This is a genomic window from Arthrobacter sp. Z1-15 (assembly GCF_054792395.1).
Map to the genome: position 1 here is coordinate 3,419,508 of NZ_CP096454.1, position 19,228 is coordinate 3,438,735.

The 19,228-nt window shown below is 66.7% G+C and carries 12 protein-coding genes; 9 read left to right on the plus strand and 3 right to left on the minus strand.

Annotated features, from left to right (window positions below):
• Positions 1 to 51 precede the first annotated feature (51 nt).
• From topA to M1D40_RS15865, 3 genes are all read right to left on the minus strand, one after another.
• Positions 52 to 2,784, minus strand: a complete 2,733-nt coding sequence (gene topA, locus M1D40_RS15855; protein ID WP_461169447.1) for a type I DNA topoisomerase — start codon at positions 2,782 to 2,784, stop codon at positions 52 to 54.
• Between the two features lie 161 nt (positions 2,785 to 2,945).
• Positions 2,946 to 4,661: a DUF7059 domain-containing protein gene (locus tag M1D40_RS15860; protein ID WP_461169448.1), complete on the minus strand. Its 1,716-nt coding sequence runs from the start codon at positions 4,659 to 4,661 to the stop codon at positions 2,946 to 2,948.
• 62 nt (positions 4,662 to 4,723) lie between these two features.
• Entirely contained in the window at positions 4,724 to 6,475 is a 1,752-nt protein-coding gene (locus tag M1D40_RS15865; protein WP_341395238.1) for an FAD-binding protein, read from the minus strand.
• Between the two features lie 258 nt (positions 6,476 to 6,733).
• On the opposite strand from M1D40_RS15865, the gene M1D40_RS15870 reads away from it, so the two are divergent.
• The 9 genes from M1D40_RS15870 to M1D40_RS15910 all read left to right on the plus strand — a co-directional run bounded on the left by M1D40_RS15870 (position 6,734) and on the right by M1D40_RS15910 (position 19,136).
• Positions 6,734 to 8,944: an acyl-CoA dehydrogenase gene (locus tag M1D40_RS15870; RefSeq protein ID WP_461169449.1), complete on the plus strand. Its 2,211-nt coding sequence runs from the start codon at positions 6,734 to 6,736 to the stop codon at positions 8,942 to 8,944.
• Positions 8,945 to 9,016: 72 nt separating this feature from the next.
• Positions 9,017 to 11,170, plus strand: coding sequence for an acetate--CoA ligase family protein (locus M1D40_RS15875; RefSeq protein ID WP_461169450.1), 2,154 nt, complete (start codon positions 9,017 to 9,019; stop codon positions 11,168 to 11,170).
• Between the two features lie 80 nt (positions 11,171 to 11,250).
• Entirely contained in the window at positions 11,251 to 11,865 is a 615-nt protein-coding gene (locus M1D40_RS15880) for a TetR/AcrR family transcriptional regulator (RefSeq protein ID WP_461169451.1), read from the plus strand.
• A 25-nt stretch (positions 11,866 to 11,890) separates the two neighbouring features.
• Entirely contained in the window at positions 11,891 to 12,748 is an 858-nt protein-coding gene (locus M1D40_RS15885) for a VOC family protein (protein ID WP_461169452.1), read from the plus strand.
• A gap of 73 nt (positions 12,749 to 12,821) precedes the next feature.
• Positions 12,822 to 14,027 (plus strand): thiolase family protein, encoded by a 1,206-nt coding sequence (locus tag M1D40_RS15890; RefSeq protein WP_341395233.1) that lies wholly within the window; start codon positions 12,822 to 12,824, stop codon positions 14,025 to 14,027.
• 10 nt (positions 14,028 to 14,037) lie between these two features.
• Positions 14,038 to 14,469, plus strand: a complete 432-nt coding sequence (locus M1D40_RS15895) for a Zn-ribbon domain-containing OB-fold protein (protein ID WP_341395232.1) — start codon at positions 14,038 to 14,040, stop codon at positions 14,467 to 14,469.
• Positions 14,470 to 14,471: 2 nt separating this feature from the next.
• Positions 14,472 to 15,938: an aldehyde dehydrogenase family protein gene (locus M1D40_RS15900; RefSeq protein WP_341395231.1), complete on the plus strand. Its 1,467-nt coding sequence runs from the start codon at positions 14,472 to 14,474 to the stop codon at positions 15,936 to 15,938.
• A gap of 123 nt (positions 15,939 to 16,061) precedes the next feature.
• Entirely contained in the window at positions 16,062 to 17,552 is a 1,491-nt protein-coding gene (locus M1D40_RS15905; protein ID WP_341395230.1) for an MFS transporter, read from the plus strand.
• A gap of 99 nt (positions 17,553 to 17,651) precedes the next feature.
• Complete coding sequence (locus tag M1D40_RS15910; RefSeq protein ID WP_461169453.1) at positions 17,652 to 19,136, plus strand: MFS transporter; 1,485 nt, start codon at positions 17,652 to 17,654, stop codon at positions 19,134 to 19,136.
• The last annotated feature ends 92 nt before the right edge of the window (positions 19,137 to 19,228 follow it).

A 19,228-nucleotide genomic window follows, 5' to 3' on the forward strand; every position in this document is an offset into this window, starting at 1 on the left:
ACGGAAGGCCGCTCCCGGCGGACACGGGCATGGCCGGGGCCAGGCGGCGCCCTACTTCTTCGCCGGTGCGCGCTTGCGCGCAGCGGGCTTGCGGGCGGCAGGCTTCTTGGCCGGGCCCTTTTCGCGCTTCTCCGCCAGCAGGTCAATGGCCTGTTCGCGGGTCAGCTCTTCAATGGCCGTGGACCGCGGCACCGTGATGTTCGTGATGCCGTCGGTGATGTACGGACCGAACCGGCCGTCCTTGACGACAATGGGCTTTTCGGAAACCGGGTCGGTGCCGAACTCGGCCAGCGGAGCCGCAGCCTGCCGGCCGCCGCGCTGCTTGGGCTGGGAGTAGATCTCCAGTGCCTGTTCCAGCGTGATCGTGAAGATTTCCTCTTCCGAGCCGATGGACCGCGAGTCCGTCCCCTTCTTCAGGTACGGTCCGAAGCGCCCGTTCTGCACGGTGATCTCGTTGCCCTCGGCGTCGGTGCCCAGGACGCGCGGGAGCTTCATCAGCTTCAGTGCTTCCTCGAGCGTGACGGTCTCCACGCTCATGGACTTGAAGAGCGAACCGGTGCGCGGCTTCTGCTTGACCGGCTTCTTCGGGGGCTTGGGCTTGCCGTTCTTGTAGTACTCCACCGGCTGGTTGGCCAGTTCCTCTTCGGTGGGCTCCGGGATCAGTTCGATCACGTACGGACCGTAGCGGCCGTTGCGGGCCACGATGGTGCGTCCGGTTTCCGGATCCTCGCCCAGCACGCGCTCTTCCGGCCCGGCAGTTTCCATCAGCTCGATCGCCTTTTCGGCGGTCAGCTCATCGGGTGCCAGGTCCTCCGGAACGTTGGCGCGCTCGGGTTCGGTCCCCTCCGGAGCATCCGCCGGCAGCGGGCGCTCCAGGTACGGGCCGAACTTGCCCACGCGCAGCGTGATGCCCGGGGCAATCTCGATCGAGTTGATCGCCTTGGCGTCGATTTCGCCGAGGTCGTTCACGATCGTGTGCAGCCCGGTGTCCACGCGGTCGCCGTAGTAGAACTGGTTCAGCCATTCCACGCGGCCGGCTTCGCCGCGGGCAATACGGTCCAGGTCCTCTTCAAGCTCGGCGGTGAAGTCGTAGTCCACGTAGTTCGTGAAGTGCTCTTCCAGCAGCCGCACCACGGAGAACGCAATCCAGCTCGGCACCAGGGCCTGGCCGCGGTTGGTGACATACCCGCGGTCCATGATGGTGGAGATGGTCGCGGCGTACGTGGACGGCCGGCCGATGCCGAGCTCTTCGAGCACCTTCACCAGCGAGGCTTCGGTGTAGCGCGGCGGCGGGGAGGTCTCGTGCCCGACGGCGTTCAGTTCAGCGGCCGTGAGCGTGTCGTCGGCCTTCAAAACGGGCAGCCGTGCACCCTCGGTGCCTTCGGCGTCGTCGTCGCGGGCGGCGTCGCGGCCTTCTTCGTAGGCGGCCATGAAGCCGCGGAACGTGATGACGGTGCCGGAGGCCGAGAACTCGGCGTCGCGGCCGTCGGAGGCCACCGCACCCAGGCGGACGGACGCCGTCGAGCCCTTCGCATCGGCCATTTGCGAGGCGACAGTGCGCTTCCAGATCAGTTCGTAGAGCTTGAATTCGTCTCCGCGCAGCGAGGAGGCAACCTGTGCCGGGGTGCGGAAGGAGTCACCGGCGGGGCGGATGGCCTCGTGGGCTTCCTGCGCATTCTTGGACTTGCCCTTGTACACGCGGCGCGCTTCGGGCACGTATTCCGGCCCGTACAGTTCCGAGGCCTGCCGGCGGGCGGCATTGATCGCCTGGTCCGACAGCGCCGGGGAGTCGGTACGCATATAGGTGATGTAGCCGTTTTCATACAGCCGCTGCGCCACCTGCATGGTCACCTTCGAGGAGTAGCGCAGCTTGCGGCCGGCTTCCTGCTGAAGGGTGGAGGTGGTGAACGGCGCGGCCGGGCGGCGGGTGTACGGCTTGGTGTCCACCGAGCGGACGGAGAACGACGCCGATTCCAGGTTCGCGGCGAGCGAGGTGGCTGCCGCTTCATCCAGATGGGCCACGGACTTGGACTTGAGCTGGCCCAGGTCGCTGAAGTCCTTGCCGGTGGCAACGCGGGCACCGTCCACGGAGACCAGCTTGGCCTTGAAGGACTCGGCAGCACCGGTGGCGAAGGTGCCCAGCAGGTCCCAGTAGGAGGCGGGGCGGAAGGCCATGCGCTCGCGTTCGCGCTCAACCACCAACCGGGTGGCGACGGACTGCACGCGGCCGGCAGACAGGCCGCGGGCAACCTTGCGCCACAGCACCGGGGAGATCTCGTAGCCGTACAGGCGGTCCAGGATGCGGCGGGTTTCCTGCGCATCCACCATGGCGACGTCGACGTCGCGCATTTCCAGCAGGGCGCGCTGGATGGCTTCCTTGGTGATTTCGGGGAAGGTCAGGCGGTGCACCGGAACCTTGGGCTTGAGCACCTGGAGCAGGTGCCAGGCGATGGCTTCACCTTCGCGGTCACCGTCAGTTGCGAGGTAGAGTTCGTCGGCGTCCTTGAGGGCAGCCTTGAGCTCGGCTACCTTCTTCTTCTTGTCCGAGGACACGACGTAGTACGGCTCGAAGTCGTTGTCGAGGTCCACGGCGAACTTGCCGACGGCAGTCTTCTTCAGCTCGGCCGGCAGGTCCGACGGCTGCGGAAGGTCGCGGATGTGACCCATGGAGGCCGTCACCTCGAAGCCCTCGCCCAAATACGCGGCAATGGTCTTGCCCTTGGCGGGAGACTCGACAATGACTAACTTCTTGCCGGTCTTCTTGTCCGTCGCCTTAACTGGCACTGTTCTCCTACGTAACGAAGGTGGTTCAAAGGGTTAGGGGCCGCGGCCGGGCTCTGGTGCCAGGCCCGGTTCATCCTCAGACAGTATGCGGGATGCCCCAGCACTAGGGTAACTGCATTGAATGGGAGTTGCTGACTCCCCTCCCAAAACAGCGGACGGCCCTAGCGGGATGCGGGGACCAGGAATCCGTCCAGCACCAGGTTGCGGACCTCGGCTTCCAGGCCGCGGGAAAAGTCGGGGTCCGGGCGCCCGAGCAGGGCCGCGAGGGCGCCGATGATCTGCCCCACTGACAGTTCACCGTCGCTGGCGGACACAAAGCCGGTCAGCTCGGTGCTCATCAGGTTGGTCCGCCGCAGGCCCGCGCCCTGGCGCAGCAGAATCACCCCCGGGTGCTCCGCGCCGGGGCGGGCGTGGCGCTCCTCCGTGACGTCGTCGGCCGCTTCCAGGTGTTCTTCGAGCAGCGAGGGACGCGCCGCGAGCCAGTCAAAGCGCTCGACGGCGGCGCCGAGGTGCGGTCCCACGGGCTGTTCCAGGGCGTGGGTAATCTCCTCGAACCGGCGCAGCGGCGCGGACGCGGGGTCGGCGCGCCGGCGCAGGAACAGGGACCCGAAGCCGACGGCGGCCACGTCCCGGGACGCGAAATCCGCCAGGTACGCAGCGTAGGAGGCCAGATACTCGGTGCGGTCCCGGTTTTCGGCCGCGTCCCGCAGCCACATTTCCGCGTACTCGGCCGGTTCCAGAACTTCCCGCTGGATAACCCAGGCGTCGGTTTCCGGCGGCAGCCACGACTCGATGCGCGCGGACCACCGGGGTGACCCCCCGCTCCCGGTTTCCGGCTCCGCAGTGTCGGCAACATCACTGTCCTGAATCTCCCAGTTGCCCAGCATCTGAGCCGTGCCGCCGGGAACCAGCACCCGGTGCAGGGTCCGTACGAGCGTGGCGACAATCTCGTCACCGGCCATTCCGCCGTCGCGGTAGGTAAAGCGGTCTTCCGGGTCATCCCCGGCGCCGCGGGGAGTAATCACAAACGGCGGGTTGGACACCACCAGGTCAAACTGCTTACCGGAGACCGGCTCCAGCAGGCTGCCCAGGCGCAGCGACACGCGGTCCTCCAGCTGCTGCGGATCCAGGTCCAGCGCCTTGGCGTTGAGCAGCAGATTAAAGCGGGTGAAAGCGAGCGCCCGCTCGGAGATGTCCGTGGCCGTAACGTGCCGGGCATGCCGGAGCAGATGGAATGCCTGGATCCCGCAGCCGGTGCCCAGATCCAGCGCGCGGTCCACGTCCCGGCGGACGGTCAGCTGGGCCAGGCTCAGCGAGGCCTGCCCGATGCCCAGCGCATGGTCGTGCCGCAGCACTCCCGGGCGCTGGTGGGCACCGAGGTCGCTGGCCACCCAGAGGTTGCCGTTTGCGCCGGCGGCGTGGGCGCCTTCGGTGCCGTTCCCGCCCCCGGAAGGTTCAGCGTCGGTGACGCCGTACGGCCGCAGGTCAACGGCTGCCCGGAATCGTCCGGAGGTACGGGCATCTCCGGCGGCTTCTTCCGGAGCCGCGGACTCAAGCAGCCCCAGCGCGAGCAGTCCCTCGGTGCGGGTCCGGGGAAAGGCCGTGTCCAACAGTTCACGGTCCATGTCCTCACCGGCCAGCCAGAGCAGAATCATCACGCGGACCGGCGCCGGACTGCCCTGCTGCGCCTCTTCCCGGCAGCGCAGGAGCGCCGGAACGAGCTGGTCGCGGCCGAGCGCGGCGGCGGCGGACTCCCCCAGGAAGTCGGCCACGCCGTCCACGGTGTAGCGGGCGTCCGCCAGGTCCGCGGCAAGAGCCTCGAGCAGCGGAAGGTCGGAACTCTGGGGTGCATCGGGAACACCGGCGAAATCAGTCACCGTTCCAGTTTATGGCTGGCGGCGGCGGTCTCCGTTCCGGTGCTGCCCGGCGCGCACCCGTCCTAGACCACCTGCCGGTCCCCTGATCCGGAAGTCCGGCCCGCCGCATGCCGTGCGCCCAGGTAGCCGAACACCACGGCCGGAGCGATGGTGGCTCCGGCGCCGGGATAGGTCCGGCCCATTACCGAAGCCGTGGTGTTGCCGGCAGCGTACAGGCCTTCGATGACCGATCCGTCCTCGCGCAGCACCCGGGCGTCCGGGTCCGTCACCAGTCCGCCCTTGGTGCCCAGGTCTCCGGGGTACAGCCGCACCGCGGTGAACGGACCCTTTTCCAGGGCGCCGAGGTTGGGGTTGGGCTTCACCCCCGGATCTCCGTAGTAATTGTCGTAAGCGGTGTTGCCCCGGCCAAAGTCCGCGTCCACGCCCGTGCGGGCAAAGCCGTTGAACCTCTGCACGGTGGACACCAGGCCGGCCGCGGGGACGCCCATCTTTTCGGCCAGTTCGGCCACGGTGTCCGCCTGCACCAGCAGGCCTTCCGCCGCCCACTTCTTACGTCCGACCATGATCGCCGAGAACAGGTAGCGCCGGCGGTGCCGGGCTTCCATCACCAGCCAGGACGGAGTGGCCGGCACCGTTTGGTTGCGTTCGAGCATGTGGTGCCCGAAGTCCACGTAGGACTCGGACTCGTTCAGGTACCGGGCTCCGGAGGAATCAACCACCAGGGAATGCGGCATGGAGCGTTCGGCCAGCGAGAAGGCGACGCCGCCGCCTGGCGCCACCGTGGACGGGCCCCACCAGGCGTCGTCCATCAGGGCCAGCGCTCCGCCGCGCTGGGCCACCAGGTCAATCACGTCCCCCTGATCCCCTTCGGGGGCAGAGGAGTATTCCTGGTCCAGCCCGTGGTATTTCTTGCGCCACTGAGCGTTCCGGGCGAACCCGCCGGCGCCCAGCACCACGCCCTTCCGGGTCCGGATCCGCACCCTGCGCCCGCGGTGGACGACGACGGCGCCCACCACCGCGCCGTCGTCGTCCTGGATCAGGTCCGTCAGCGGCGAAGACAGCCAGACCGGAGTCTGCTGCTGGCGCACAATGTGCATCAGTGAGGAGGAAAGGGCGCCTCCCAGCCCGTACAGCCGCTTGCCGCGGACAAGGCCGCCGAGGGTGCGGAAGACGAAGCGCGCGCCGCGGATGAATCCGCTCGGGCTGGACCAGGCGCGGGACAATTCGAAGACGTCGTCGGTCGCCAGGGGTACGGGAATGCCGGATTTGGCGGCCCGGGAGGATTTGAACCAGGTGCCCAGTTCCTTCGTGTCGAAAGCCCTGACCTCCAGCGACCGGCCGATCATGCCGCCGGGCTTGTCCGGGTAGTAATCCGGGTAGTCCTTGGAACGCATCCAGCGGACACCCAGCGATGCGAGCAGAGTGACGACGTCGGGAACGGCATTCAGGAAGGCCAGCTTGCGCTCGCGGGAGGAGACCGGGCCGACGTCGGCGATCACCGTTTCCATGTAGGTGAGGGCCTTTTCGGTGCTGTCCGGCACCCCGGCCGCGGCCATCAGCGGATTGTTCGGCATCCACAGCCCGCCGCCGGAGACGGACGTGGTGCCTCCCCAGACGTCGGTGCTTTCCACCACGAGGACGTCCTGCTCCTCCTCGGCTGCCGCTATTGCCGCTGTGAGGGCCGCGGCGCCGGTGCCGACCACGAGGACGTCGACGATGCGGTCCCAGTCCTCGATGACGTCGGCTGCGGCGTCCGCTTCGGCACTCCCGCTGCGGCTGGTCTCTCCCGTAATGTCCGCATATTCCTGCGTCATGGCTGGCCCCCTGTGATCGGTATGCCCGGACGGCGGCGTCCGGTGCTGCCGCGAATGCTACATGCCCCGGAGGCGGCGCACACGGGAAGCGCGGATGAGGAACGGTACACCGGGCAGCCCGTGAAATCTCAGCCAAGCAGACGCTTGTTGCCTACGTCACATTTGTGAACTAGAGTCCAGCTTCAGTTTATGTTCTTCCGACGGACGTCGACCGGGCCCCGGCCCGGACGCGAACGTCCATGACATTGGAGTCATTACATGGCGCTAGCCCTCACCGAAGAGCACACGGATCTGTGTGCCGCGGCATCCGACTTTGCCTCGCGCTTCGCCAGCACTTTGACCACGCGCGAGCAGCTGCCGGCCTACGGCGCCGGCGGACGGGCGCCGTACTGGGACGAGCTCGTGAAGAACGGCCTGCACGCGCTGCACATCGGCGAAGAGCACGGCGGGCAGGGCGGTACCGTCGCCGACACCGCGATTGTGGTGGAAGAGTTCGCCCGCCGCCTGGTTCCGGGCCCTTACCTGTCAACGGTCCTTGCCGGCGCCGCCGTTGCGGCAGCTGGAGACTGCAAGGCCGGTGCCCGCGGCCTGGCCGGCTTTGCGGAAGGAGCCCCCGGCGCACTGGTGCTTCCGGCCGGAACCATTAAGGCCGCCCCGGCGGCCGGCGGCGGGTGGGTGCTGCAGGGCAGGGCCGAGGTTCTCTCGCTGCTGTCCGCCGAACTCCTGGTCATCGGATTCACCGCCGACGGCGCCACGCTGTTTGCGCTGGTAGACGCCGGGAGCGCCGGACTCACCCGCACCGCAGCTGCCTGCACCGACCTCACGCGCGACGCCGGCATCCTCGAACTTTCCGGCGTTGTGGTGGGCTCAGATGCGATCCTCGAAGGCCTGGACCCCGTCCACGTCGAAACCCTCCAGGCCGCTCTGCTCGCCGCTGAAGCCGCCGGCATCATGCGCTGGGCGGTCGAAGCATCCACCGAGTACGCCAAAATGCGCGAACAGTTCGGCGCACCGATCGGATCCTTCCAGGCCATCAAGCACAAATGCGCCAACCTGCTCATCAGCGCCGAACTCGCCACCGCAGCAGCCTGGTCGGCCCTTGTATCCCTGGACCAGGACCGGGATCAGCAGAAGCTCGCTGCCGGAGCCGCCGTCGCCGCAGCCATTGTTCCCTCCGTGGAAGCCGTCACCGAAGCCGTCACCATTTTCGGCGGGATTGGCTTCACCTGGGAGCACGACGCCCACCTGTTCTGGCGCCGCGCCATGACCCTCGCTGCCCAGGTGGCGCCGGTGAGCACACGCCTGGCCGGGCTGGGCCAAACCGCCCTGGAGCTGGACCGCCGCATTGACATTGAGTTGCCCGATGAAGATCCCGCTTTCCGGGCCCGCATCGGCCGGCTGCTGGACACTGCACAAACGCTGGCCAACGAGCACGACGGCGGGCGCTGGTATTCGCGCGGATCGCAGCGGTCCTTCCTCGCCGGGGAAGGGCTTGCGGCCCCGCACTGGCCCGCCCCCTACGGGCTGGGCGCCACTCCCGCCCAGCAGGTGGTCATCTCCCAGGAATACGCCCGCCGCGGGCTGACCCAGCCGTCGTCGGTCATCGGTGAGTGGGCCATGCCCACCATCCTGGCGTACGGCAGCGACGAGGTTAAGGAACAGTTCGCGCTGCCGACGCTGCGCGGCGAACTGATCTGGTGCCAGCTCTTCTCCGAACCCGGCGCCGGCTCCGACCTGGCCGGCCTGGCTACCCGGGCCGTCAAGGTTGAGGGCGGCTGGGAACTGAAGGGGCAGAAAGTGTGGACTTCCGGCGCGCACGAGGCCGACTGGGGCATCTGCCTGGCCCGGACGGATAAGGACGTGCCCAAGCACAAGGGACTGAGCTACTTCCTCGTGGATATGCGCAGCACCGGAGTGGAGGTCCGTCCGCTGAAGCAGTCAACCGGCGACGCCGAGTTCAACGAGGTCTTCCTCGACTCCGTCTTTGTGCCTGATGCCTATCTGCTGGGCGAACCGGGCCAGGGCTGGCGCATCACCGCCACCACGCTGCAGAACGAGCGAACCCAGATCTCCGCGGGAGTGTCGGTGGGAACCGAGGAAGCGCTGCGCACCATGATCAGCCAGGGCAGCTACACCGGGAGTGAAAGCGAAGCTTTTGCCTCGCTGGGGCACGTCGCCGCGCTCAGCTCCGCCATCGGGGCGCTGAACCTGCGCGAGACCCTGCGCCGGGTCAACGGCATGAACCCGGGGGCCGGTTCCTCGCTGGCCAAGGTTGCCCACGCCCGGCTCACCCGCGAAGCCGCCTCCCGCGTCCTCGCACTGGCCGGACCGGGCGCGCTCTTTGCCTCCGCCCCGGGCGACGCCGTCACGGGGCAGCTCACCGTGCCTCAGGTCCTGATCGGCGGCGGAACGGTTGAAATCCAGCTCAATGTCATTGCCGAACGCATTCTTGGCCTCCCCCGCACCTAAGCACCGCCTCTCCGGCGCCGGCCCCGGCTTCGGGGCAACCACACCCATGCTTTACCGAAAGGAGCGTTTCGCATGACAGCGTTGACGAGCGAAACAGACAGCACCCGGATCCTCGATTCCGCCCGGCTGAAAGAACTTCTCGAACCGAAGTCCATTGTTATTGTCGGTGCCAACACCAGGTCCACCTGGTCGCATTTCACCTACAGCAACCTGGTGGACGGCGGCTTCGACGGCAAGCTCTATCTGGTGAACCGCCGGGGCGAGGACTGCCACGGCCAGCCCAGCTTCCCGTCGATCTCGGATCTGCCCGAAGCTCCGGACCTGGCCATCGTGCTGACCGGCACCAACTCACTCGAAGAGATTCTTGAGGAAGCCCGGGTCAAGGGCATCCGCAACCTGGTCCTGCTGGCGGCCGGACTGGGCGAGGCCGGAGCGGAAGGCGCTGCCCTGCAGGCCCGGCTCGTCGAGCGCGCCCGTGCAGCCGACCAGCTGATCCTGGGTCCGAACAATCTCGGATTCATCAATTCCCATGCCAAAGTTGCGGCCTTCAGCCACATGACGCAGATGCCCATGATCAGCGGCGGTGTGGGCATAGCGAGCCAGTCCGGCGCCCTGGCCATCTACCTGCTGCCGTACATGGCCTCCCGCGGCGTGGGCTGCTCCACTTCGGTGACTGTCGGCAACGAGGCCATGATCTCCGCGATTGATGTCATGAGCGTGCTGGTGGATGATCCCAACACGAAGGTCATTGCCGCCTATCTGGAACAGATTTCGGAGCCGGCGCAGTTCCTCGACGTCGCAGACCGCGCCCGCGCCGCCGGCAAGCCGATCGTCATTTTCAAGGCCGGACGCAGTGAAGCATCCGCCCGGGTGGCGGCCGCGCACACCGGGTCCCTGGTAGGGGACGACACAGTCATCGACGCCGCCTGCCGGCAGTACGGAGTCATCCGGGTCGAGAACATCGAAGACCTGGTCGCCACGGCGGGCCTGATTGAAGCCTACGGTACCCTTCCCGGCCCCCGGATGGGCGTTGTCACCGGCTCCGGCGCCATGTGCGCCCTGGTGGCTGACAAGGCCGACGCCGCCGGGCTGGAACTGCCGTCGCCGTCCCCGGACACGGTGCAGGGCCTGCATAACGCCGGGCTGCCCGTCTTCTCCACGGTCAACAACCCGATGGACACCACCGGCTACGTGTCGATCGATCCCACCATCCTCACCAAGGCCGCCCAGTGCTTCATCGATGACCCGAACTATGACTTCGTCGTGGTCAACGGCTCCTGGCCGGCCACCCAGGCGATGGCGGACATGAGCCGGGCAACCCAGGATGAAATGCTGCGCCAGCTCACCTCCTCCTCCAAACCGGTTATTGCGATGAGCTTCCTGCCGACCGAGGTCACTGAATTCGGCCGGGCCTTCGCCGCTGAGCACGGCTTCCCGCACGCGTCGGATTCGTTTGACCGGGGCATTCCGGCCGCTGCCCGCAGCGCCTGGTGGGGACAGCGCGCCGCCGAACTTGCTGGCGACGGCAAGCTGCCCGCGGCACCCGCCATCGCCAGGCCGGACGGTGCGGAACGATGGACCGAGGTGCAGAGCGGGGAGTTCCTGCGCAGCCACGGAATCCCGTACATTCCCGCTGCCGTTGCTGTTTCCGCCGAAGAGGCCGTGTCCGCCGCCGAGTCGCTGGGCTACCCGGTGGTGCTGAAAATTGCGTCCGAGGACATTGCCCACAAAACCGAGGTAGGCGGCGTCCGGCTGATGCTGCAGGACGCCGATGCGGTGGCCGAGGCCTACCGCTTCATCCGCGACTCGGTGGCCAGGCACGCCCCGGAGGCCCGGATCCAGGGCGTCGCCGTTTCACCGATGCGCCCCGCCGGCACGGAACTGCTGGTCGGCGTCGTCCGGGATCCGCGGTGGGGGCTGGTGCTCGCAGTCGGTTTCGGCGGCGTCATGGTGGAGCTGCTCAAGGATTCTGCGGTCCGCCTGCTCCCGGTGGGGCCGGCGGAAATCCGGCGGATGCTCGAGTCCCTGATGGGGATTGACCTGCTGACCGGGTTCCGCGGCGGCGAGCCCACCGACCTGGATGAACTGGCAGCGGTCATTTTTTCCATCGCCCAGGTGGCCGAGGGTCTCGGCGACGAACTCGAGGAGCTTGAAATCAACCCGCTGAGGGTTGCCGGGAACCAGATCGAAGCGCTGGACGCATTGATCCGCTGGAAGGACCGGTAGCGCGGTGGAGAGGGCTCAGGGGTGCCCGGAGGCGGTGGTAGCTTTGGGTTTTCACCGGATATCCACGCAGGAGGCACTTCATGGTTGGGCAACTGACGCGCGACACCACGGAGCTGCCTGCCTATCAGGTGGAACGCCGGCAGAGGATTCTGGATGCAGCAAAAACGCTGCTGCGCTCAACCGACTTCGAATCTATCCAGATCCGCGACGTCGCCTCGACGGCGAACGTCGCGCTGGGCACCCTGTACCGGTATTTTTCCTCCAAGGAACATCTGTACGCGAACGTCCTCTACGACTGGAGCGTGCCGTTCTACTCGGCGGACCAGTCCTGGGCGAACGGCCTGGAAACCACCGAGCGGGTTGCCCGGCGCCTGCGCAATGCCTTGGCAGCCTTCGAAAAAAAGCCGCACTTCTACCAGACCATCCTCATCCTGCGGACGTCCTCGGATCCGGATGTCCGCGAACTCATGCAGCAGCTGGTGCTGGTGCTCGAGGAGCCGTTTCGCTCCGATTTCTCGGCGCTGCCGCCGGACGAAGCCGCGGATGTCACTGCCATGGTGTGGGCCGTCCTGATGGACCTGGTCGGCCGTCTGCTGTCGGGCAACAAGACGCTGCCCGAAGCGGCGAGAGTGCTGGACCGGTTTGTGGCAATGATCGGACTCCGGCTCGACCAAACGCAAGCCCGGGAGCACTAGCCCCCGTTTTCCTGCGGGCGGCCGCATGAGCGCCCACGAGCTGGACCACGTCGCGTTTGCCGTTCCCGCCTGGAGTTCCGCCGGGGAGCTGCTGCACAGGGAGCTCGGCGCACGCTTCGCCAGCGGTTTCAGCCTGCCGGCCTTCAGCCCCTGCCAGGTTGCCCTGGCGGAGGACATGCGGCTGGAATTGCTGGAACCGGGCAGCTCCCCCGCGTCCTTCATCAGGCGTTTCCTCGCTGACAACGGCGGCAATGCGGCGCCGCACCACATCACGTTCAAGGTGCACGATATTTCCGCCGCCATGGCCGCCGCCCGGGCAGCGGGCGTCAACCCGATCCTCGTGAACACCGAACATCCGCTGTGGCAGGAAGCCTTCCTGCATCCGCGGGACACCGGACTCGGTTTCCTGGTGCAGATGGTCCACACCCCGCAGTCCCTGGAACAGATCACCGCTGACAACGACGAGTTCACCATTCCCTGCCCCTGGCCGGAAACCGAAGTCCCCCGGGCCCGGCTGCCGGTGGTCTTCGGGCTGGTTAGGGATCTGGAACGTGCGGGCCGGGTGCTGCGCAGCGTCCTGGGAGCCACCGGATTCCCGCTGCCCGCCCTCCCCCGCGGCGAGCCGGCGGCCGCAGGTTTTCGATGGCCGCAGGGCGCGGACCTGATCCTGCAGGAGAGCGCTGATTCGCCCGGCGTTTCCGGCCTCCGGGCCCTGGGGTATGCGGCTGCCGGCGAACCCGCGCTGGGACCCGAGTGCCCCGGACTGCTGGAAGCACTTGTTGCGGGGCCGTTTGTTCCGGAGCTGGGCATCCGGATCTCGTCCCTGCGCCTTCCGGATCCGCCCGGTTCCGTCCGGCACCCCGTCCACCAGACCACCACCTGAGCATCCGCAAAACCGCCGGGCCTGCACAACGCATCCGCACCGCCCCGGCACCATCAATGAGGAGAAGAAACCTATGGGACTTCGTGGAGAAGCCGCAATTCTCGGCTACTTTGAACTGCCGCCCGAGCGCAAGCTCGCCCGTGAAAAGACGTTCAACCTGGAGCAGTGGGCCCGGCTTTCGAAGGCGGCGCTGGACGACGCCGGACTGGACGCTACCGATGTCAACGGCATCGTGACCCCGCTGATCGGAGAAGCGGACATGTTCGTGCCCTCCACCATTACCGAATACCTGGGCATCAACGCGAACTTTGCGGAAATCGTCGACCTCGGCGGCGCAGGTTCCGCCGCAGCCGTCTGGCGGGCAGCCGCGGCCGTGGAACTCGGGCTGTGCGACGCCGTGCTGGTCACCTTCCCCGGCACCCACGACGTGCCGACGGACGCCCGCCGCCCCTTCGTGATGGACGACAAGATGTACTTCGGCGCCTCATCCAACGCATACGGCTCCCCCCAGGCGGAATTCGAGATTCCCTACGGCAACCTAGGGCAAAACGGACCGTACGGCCAGATCGCCAAACGCTACGGCTACGAATTCGGGTACGACGAGCGGGCCATGGCCAAGATCGCCGTGGACCAGCGCACCAACGCCTGCGCCACCCCGGATGCCATCTTCCACGGCAAGCCGATCACCATCGAGGATGTCCTTGCCTCCCCCATGGTCGCCGACCCGCTGCACATGCTCGAAATTGTGATGCCGTGCCAGGGCGGGGCGGCCATTGTCATCGGCAACGCAGAGTTGGCCGCCAAGTCCAAAAACCGCCCCGTCTGGATCAAGGGCTTCGGCGAAAGGGTCCCCTACAAGACCCCGACCTATGCAAAGGACCTGATGCATTCCCCGATGATCCACGCCGCGGACCAGGCCTTCACCATGGCCGGCATCGACCGCAGCGAGGTGGACATGGTCTCAATCTATGACTGCTACTCCATCACGGTGCTCATGAGCCTGGAAGACGCCGGGTTCACCGAAAAGGGCAAGGGCATGCAGTTCGTCAGCGAGCACGACCTGACCTTCCGCGGAGACTTCCCCATGAACACGGCCGGCGGGCAGCTTTCCTTCGGCCAGGCCGGAATCGCCGGCGGTATGCACCACGTCATCGACGGCGTGCGCCAGATTATGGGCCGTGCCGGCGAGGCCCAGGTCGCGGACTGCAACCGGGCTTTCGTCACGGGCAACGGCGGCATCATGAGCGAACAAACGGCACTGATTCTCGAAGGCGAATAGGAGTACCACCATGAGCACCGATTACACCCCTCCGGTCCTGGAACGGCCGATGCCGGTCCCCACCCCGCTGACCAAGCCGTTCTGGGACGCACTGGCCGAGCACCGGATCCGCATCCAGTTCTCACCGTCGCTGGGCGAGTACATCTTCTATCCGCGGCCGCTGGCCCCGGGAACCCTCGCCGACGACCTGGAATGGCGTGAGATTTCCGGCGCCGGAACCCTGTATACCTACACCGTCTCCACCCGGCCCGTGGCCCCGCACTTTGCGAACGAAGGCACTCTGGTGCTCGCCGTCGTGCAGTGGGACGAGGGTCCCAAATTCTCCACCGAACTGGTCAACGTTGCCCACGACGAGATTCAGGTGGGCATGCGGGTCAAGCCCGTGTTCTGCGATTACCCCGAATCAGGAATAACCATGCTGCGCTATGAACCGGAGATGTGAATATGACAACCACCACCGATTTTGTTCTTCCGCCCGTCACCCTGCGCATCGGCGGGGAATCCCGCACCGCCGGCGCCGGCGCCCACACGCACGTTAACCCGGCCACCGGGCAGCCCGGCGCCCAGGTTCCGCTGGCCGGGGTGCAGGACGTTGACGACGCCGTCAACGCCGCCCATCAGGCCTTCGCCGTGTGGCGTGCCACCCCTGCCGGTGTGCGTTCCAAGGCCCTTCTCAAGCTGGCGCAGCTGGTGGAGGAGCACACCGAGGACTTCGTGGAGCTGGCGATCGCAGACAACGGCATCGCCCGTTCCAATGCCTACCCCACGGTCACCGCGGCCACGGAATGGATCCGCTACTACGCCGGCTGGGCCGACAAGCTCCCCCTGGGCCGGATCACCTCGGTGGTTGGCGCGGGAGGGTCCTTCGGGCACACGCTGCGCCAGCCCTACGGAGTCATCGGCGCGATCATCACGTGGAACGCGCCGCTGATGTCCCTGGCCATGAAGGTTCCCGCGGCTCTGGCCGCAGGCAACACAGTGGTGGTCAAGCCCAGCGAACTGACGCCCTTCAGCGCCATGCTGTTTGCCGACCTCGTCACCGAGGCCGGCATTCCCGACGGCGTGTTCAACGTCATTCCCGGCGGCCCCGAGGCCGGCGCCGCTCTGGTCGAGCACAAGCTGGTCAAGAAAGTGACCTTTACCGGCGGACCGGACACCGCCCGCAAGATCACCGCTGCCTGCGCCCAGACCTTCAAGCCGGTACTGCTGGAGCTGGGAGGCAAATCCGCCAATCTGATCTTCGACGACGCGGACCTCGAAGCCGCAGCCATGAACTCCACGTTCATGGCCTTCGGCATCATGAGCGGCCAGGCCTGCGCCCTTCCCACCCGGCTGCTGGTGCAGGACTCGATCTACGATGCGTTTGTCGAAACCATCGGGGCGATCGCCGCGTCCTTCCCCGTCGGCAATCCGCAGGACATCGGCACCGTCTGCGGGCCCGTCATCAACGAAGCGGCCATAGACCGCATCCAGTCGATGGTTTCCCGGGCCCAGGAAGAGGGCGCGCGCCTGGTGACCGGCGGGCAGCGGCTTGCCGGCGACCTGGCCGACGGGTTCTTCTACCCCCCGACCGTCCTGGCCGACGTCGATCCCTCCAGCGAACTGGCGCAGAAGGAAGTTTTCGGCCCCGTGCTGGCCATCACCCGCTTCAGCGACGAGGCCGAGGCAATCTCCCTGGCGAACAGCACCGACTACGGACTCTCGGGCTACATCTGGACGGCCGATGTTCGCCGCGCCATCCGCGTCACCGAGGCCCTGGAAACCGGGGAGGTCACCGTCAACGGTGCCATGAACGCAGTGGCCGAACGCCCCTTCGGCGGCATCGGCCATTCCGGCAACGGCAATGAAGGCGGACTGGAAGGGCTCGAAGAGTTCTTCTGGACCAAGTCCGTCGCCTACGGCAACGGCTAACCACAAACCCCGCTGCGCACCACGCACCACCTTTCTCTAAAGATCGTCTGCTCCACCGCCGCCCGATACCTGTCGGCCGGCGCCGCTGCATTCTGTTGACCTCATAGGAAAGGCAGGACACCGATGTCCTCCACCACTCGGGCGCTCAAGCGCCCAGGCTTTGCCTCAGTAGTCATAGTCTTGGTTCTGGCCGAAATCATCTCGGCCTTCGAACTGTCCATGATGTACGTCATGCTGCCGACCCTGATCGCGGATTTCCAGGTGGACGCCAACACGGTCGCCTGGGTCGTCACCGCCTATCTGCTGGTCTCCGCCTCAGCCGCCGTGCTGGGCGGACGCTTCGGCGACATGTACGGCCGGCGAAAGGTCATGGTCATTGTCCTGGCCATCGCAGCCGTCGGTTCGCTCATCTCGCTGCTCGGGGGCTCCCTGGGCATGATTATCTTCGGCCGCGCCATTCAGGGTGTTGCCGGCGCCGTCCTGGGCCTGGCCTTCGGACTGGCCCGCGAACACCTGGATGAAAAGCGGGTGCCGGTTGGCATCTCCATGGTCGGTGCCTCTGCCCTGATCGCCGGTGCCGGCGGATCCATGATCGCCGGGTTCATGATCGATCTCTTCTCCTGGCACGGGATCTTCGTCTTCGCTGCCGTCCTGGCGGTCATTGCCGCCGTGGCCATCCAGCTGGTTATTCCGAAGGACACCAACGCGGCCACCACCGACAAGCCCGACTACCTGGGTGCCATTCTGCTGCCCATCGCGGTCAGCGCCCTTCTGCTGGGGCTCTCCAACAGCTCGAAGACCGGCTTCCTGTCGATGGAGTTCCTGGGACTGACCGGCCTGGGCCTCGCTGCCGCCGCTGTATGGGCGTGGTGGGAACTGCGGGTTGAATCACCGATCGTGAACCTGCGGATGTTCAAGAACCGGCAGATTGCCCTGGCCATGACCGCCACGGTGTTCGCCGCCGTCGGCCCCCTGGGCGGGGTGTCGGTTCCCTCGCAGATGATCATGCAGTCCCCCGAGTCGCTGGGGTACGGGCTGGGCTTTACGCCCACTGAATCGGGCGTCATCATCTGCCTGACCGCTCTTGTTGGCTTTGCTCTGTCACCGGTGGGCGGAAAGCTTGCCTTCCGCTACGGGGCGCGGATTGTGTTCATCGGAGGGCTCGTGCTGATGGCCCTGGTCCTTCCCCTCATCCTGCTCACCTACGGGAACGTGGCAATGTACGTAGTGGCGATGACTCTGAACGGTGTTGGGATTTCCCTCACCTACGGTGCGCTGCCGAACCTGCTCGTTGAGGTGGTCCCGGAAACCCACACCTCGGAAACAGCCGGAACCAACACCATGATCCGCAACGTCGGCCAGTCCGCGGCGATCGCCATCGGCGCGTTCATCCTCGCCAAGAACACTGACCCGGCAACCCAGGCCATCTCGCAGCAGGGCATCAGCGCCGCGCTGCTCCTGGTCCTGGCCTTCGCAGTGCTCTCCGTGATCATGGGACTGATGCTGAGCCGCCGTCCCAAGCCCTGGGTTCCCGAGACGGTTGGCGAGCGCGACATTCGCCGGGGAACGGTTACCGGCCCGAATCCGGAAGACGTGGTCTCCGCGACGGCCTAGGCCGCACCCGGCTCAGTCCCCGCCGCCGGCATGCACCGCGTCACCGTGCGCGGTGCATGCCGGCCTTTTCTTCTCCCCAAACCGAAAGGCGGGACACCGATGTCCTCCTCAGCACGGCAGCTTAAGCGTCCGGGTTTTGCTCCGATCGTCCTGGTTCTGGTGCTGGCCGAGATTGTGTCGGCCTTTGAACTGTCCATGATGTACGTGACGCTGCCTACCCTCATCCGGGATTTCCAGGTGGATGCCAACACCGTTGCCTGGGTCGTCACCGCCTTCCTGCTGGTGTCGGCCTCCGCCGGCGTCCTCGGCGGACGGTTCGGCGACCTGTACGGACGGCGCAGGGTCATGGTCATTGCCCTGGCCATTGCCGCCGTCGGCTCGGTCGTGTCCCTTCTCGGCGGTTCCCTGGGCATGATCATCCTCGGCCGGGCCATTCAGGGCGTGACGGGCGCCGTCCTGGGCCTGGCCTTCGGACTGGCCCGCGAACACCTTGACGAGAAGCGGGTGCCCGTCGGCATTTCCATGGTCGGCGCCTCCGCCCTGATCGCCGGTGCGGGCGGCGCGCTGATCGCCGGCTTCATGATTGATGCCTTCTCCTGGCACGGAATCTTCATTTTCGCGGCGGTCGTGTCGGTTCTTGCCGCGGTTTGCGTCCAGCTGGTGATCCCCCGCGACACCGTGCTGCCCAACCGTGAAAAACCCGACTATCTCGGGGCTGTCCTGCTGCCCGTTGCGGTGTCCGCGCTTCTGCTGGCGTTCTCCGGCGCCTCCAAGACCGGTTTCGCCTCGGCACAGTTCATCGGGCTGATCACCGCAGGCCTTGCCGCCACAGCCGTGTGGGCCTGGTGGGAGCTGCGGGTCGAGTCACCGATCGTGAACCTGCGGATGTTCAAGAACCGCCAGATCGCCCTGGCCATGACCGCCACGGTGCTCGCCGCCGTCGGCCCCCTGGGCGGAGGGAACGTTCCGGCGCAAATGATCATGCAGGCCCCGGCATCACTGGGGTACGGACTCGGTTTCTCGCCGACGGCGGCCGGAGTCCTGATCAGCAGCACCCTGCTGGTGGGATACATCTTCTCGCCCCTGGGCGGGAAGCTCGCCTTCCGGTACGGCGCCCGCACTGTCTTCATCGCCGGCCTGGCGCTGGTGGCCTTGGTGGTACCGATCATCCTGCTGACCTACGGAAGCGCTGTGCTGTTCGCGGTCGCGATGATCTTCAACGGCATCGGCATCTCACTGGCCTACGGTGCGCTGCCGAACCTGCTCATTGAGGTGGTCCCGGAAAGCCACACATCGGAAATCGCCGGGACCAACACCCTGATCCGCAACATCGGGCAGTCCGCCGCCGTCGCAATCGGCGCGTATATCCTTGCCGGGCACACGGATCCTGCCACTGCTGCCGTGGCCCAGGAAGGAATCAGCGCAGCCTTCCTCTTCGTGTTCGTCTTCGCGGCCCTGTCCGTGGCTGCGGCGATGATGCTGCGCCGTTCCCCCGCCCGGTGGGTCCCGGAGACGCCCGGGCAGCGGGACTTACGCCGCGGCACCGGCGTACGCCCCGCGGACGTGCTCCCGGCCGCAGGCTGAAACTAGAACCCTGTTATAGCATTGCCGCAAGCGATCCAGGCCACAGTTGCGGCGGGAATCATCCACCGGGACCTGTTCCCGAAAGTCTCATG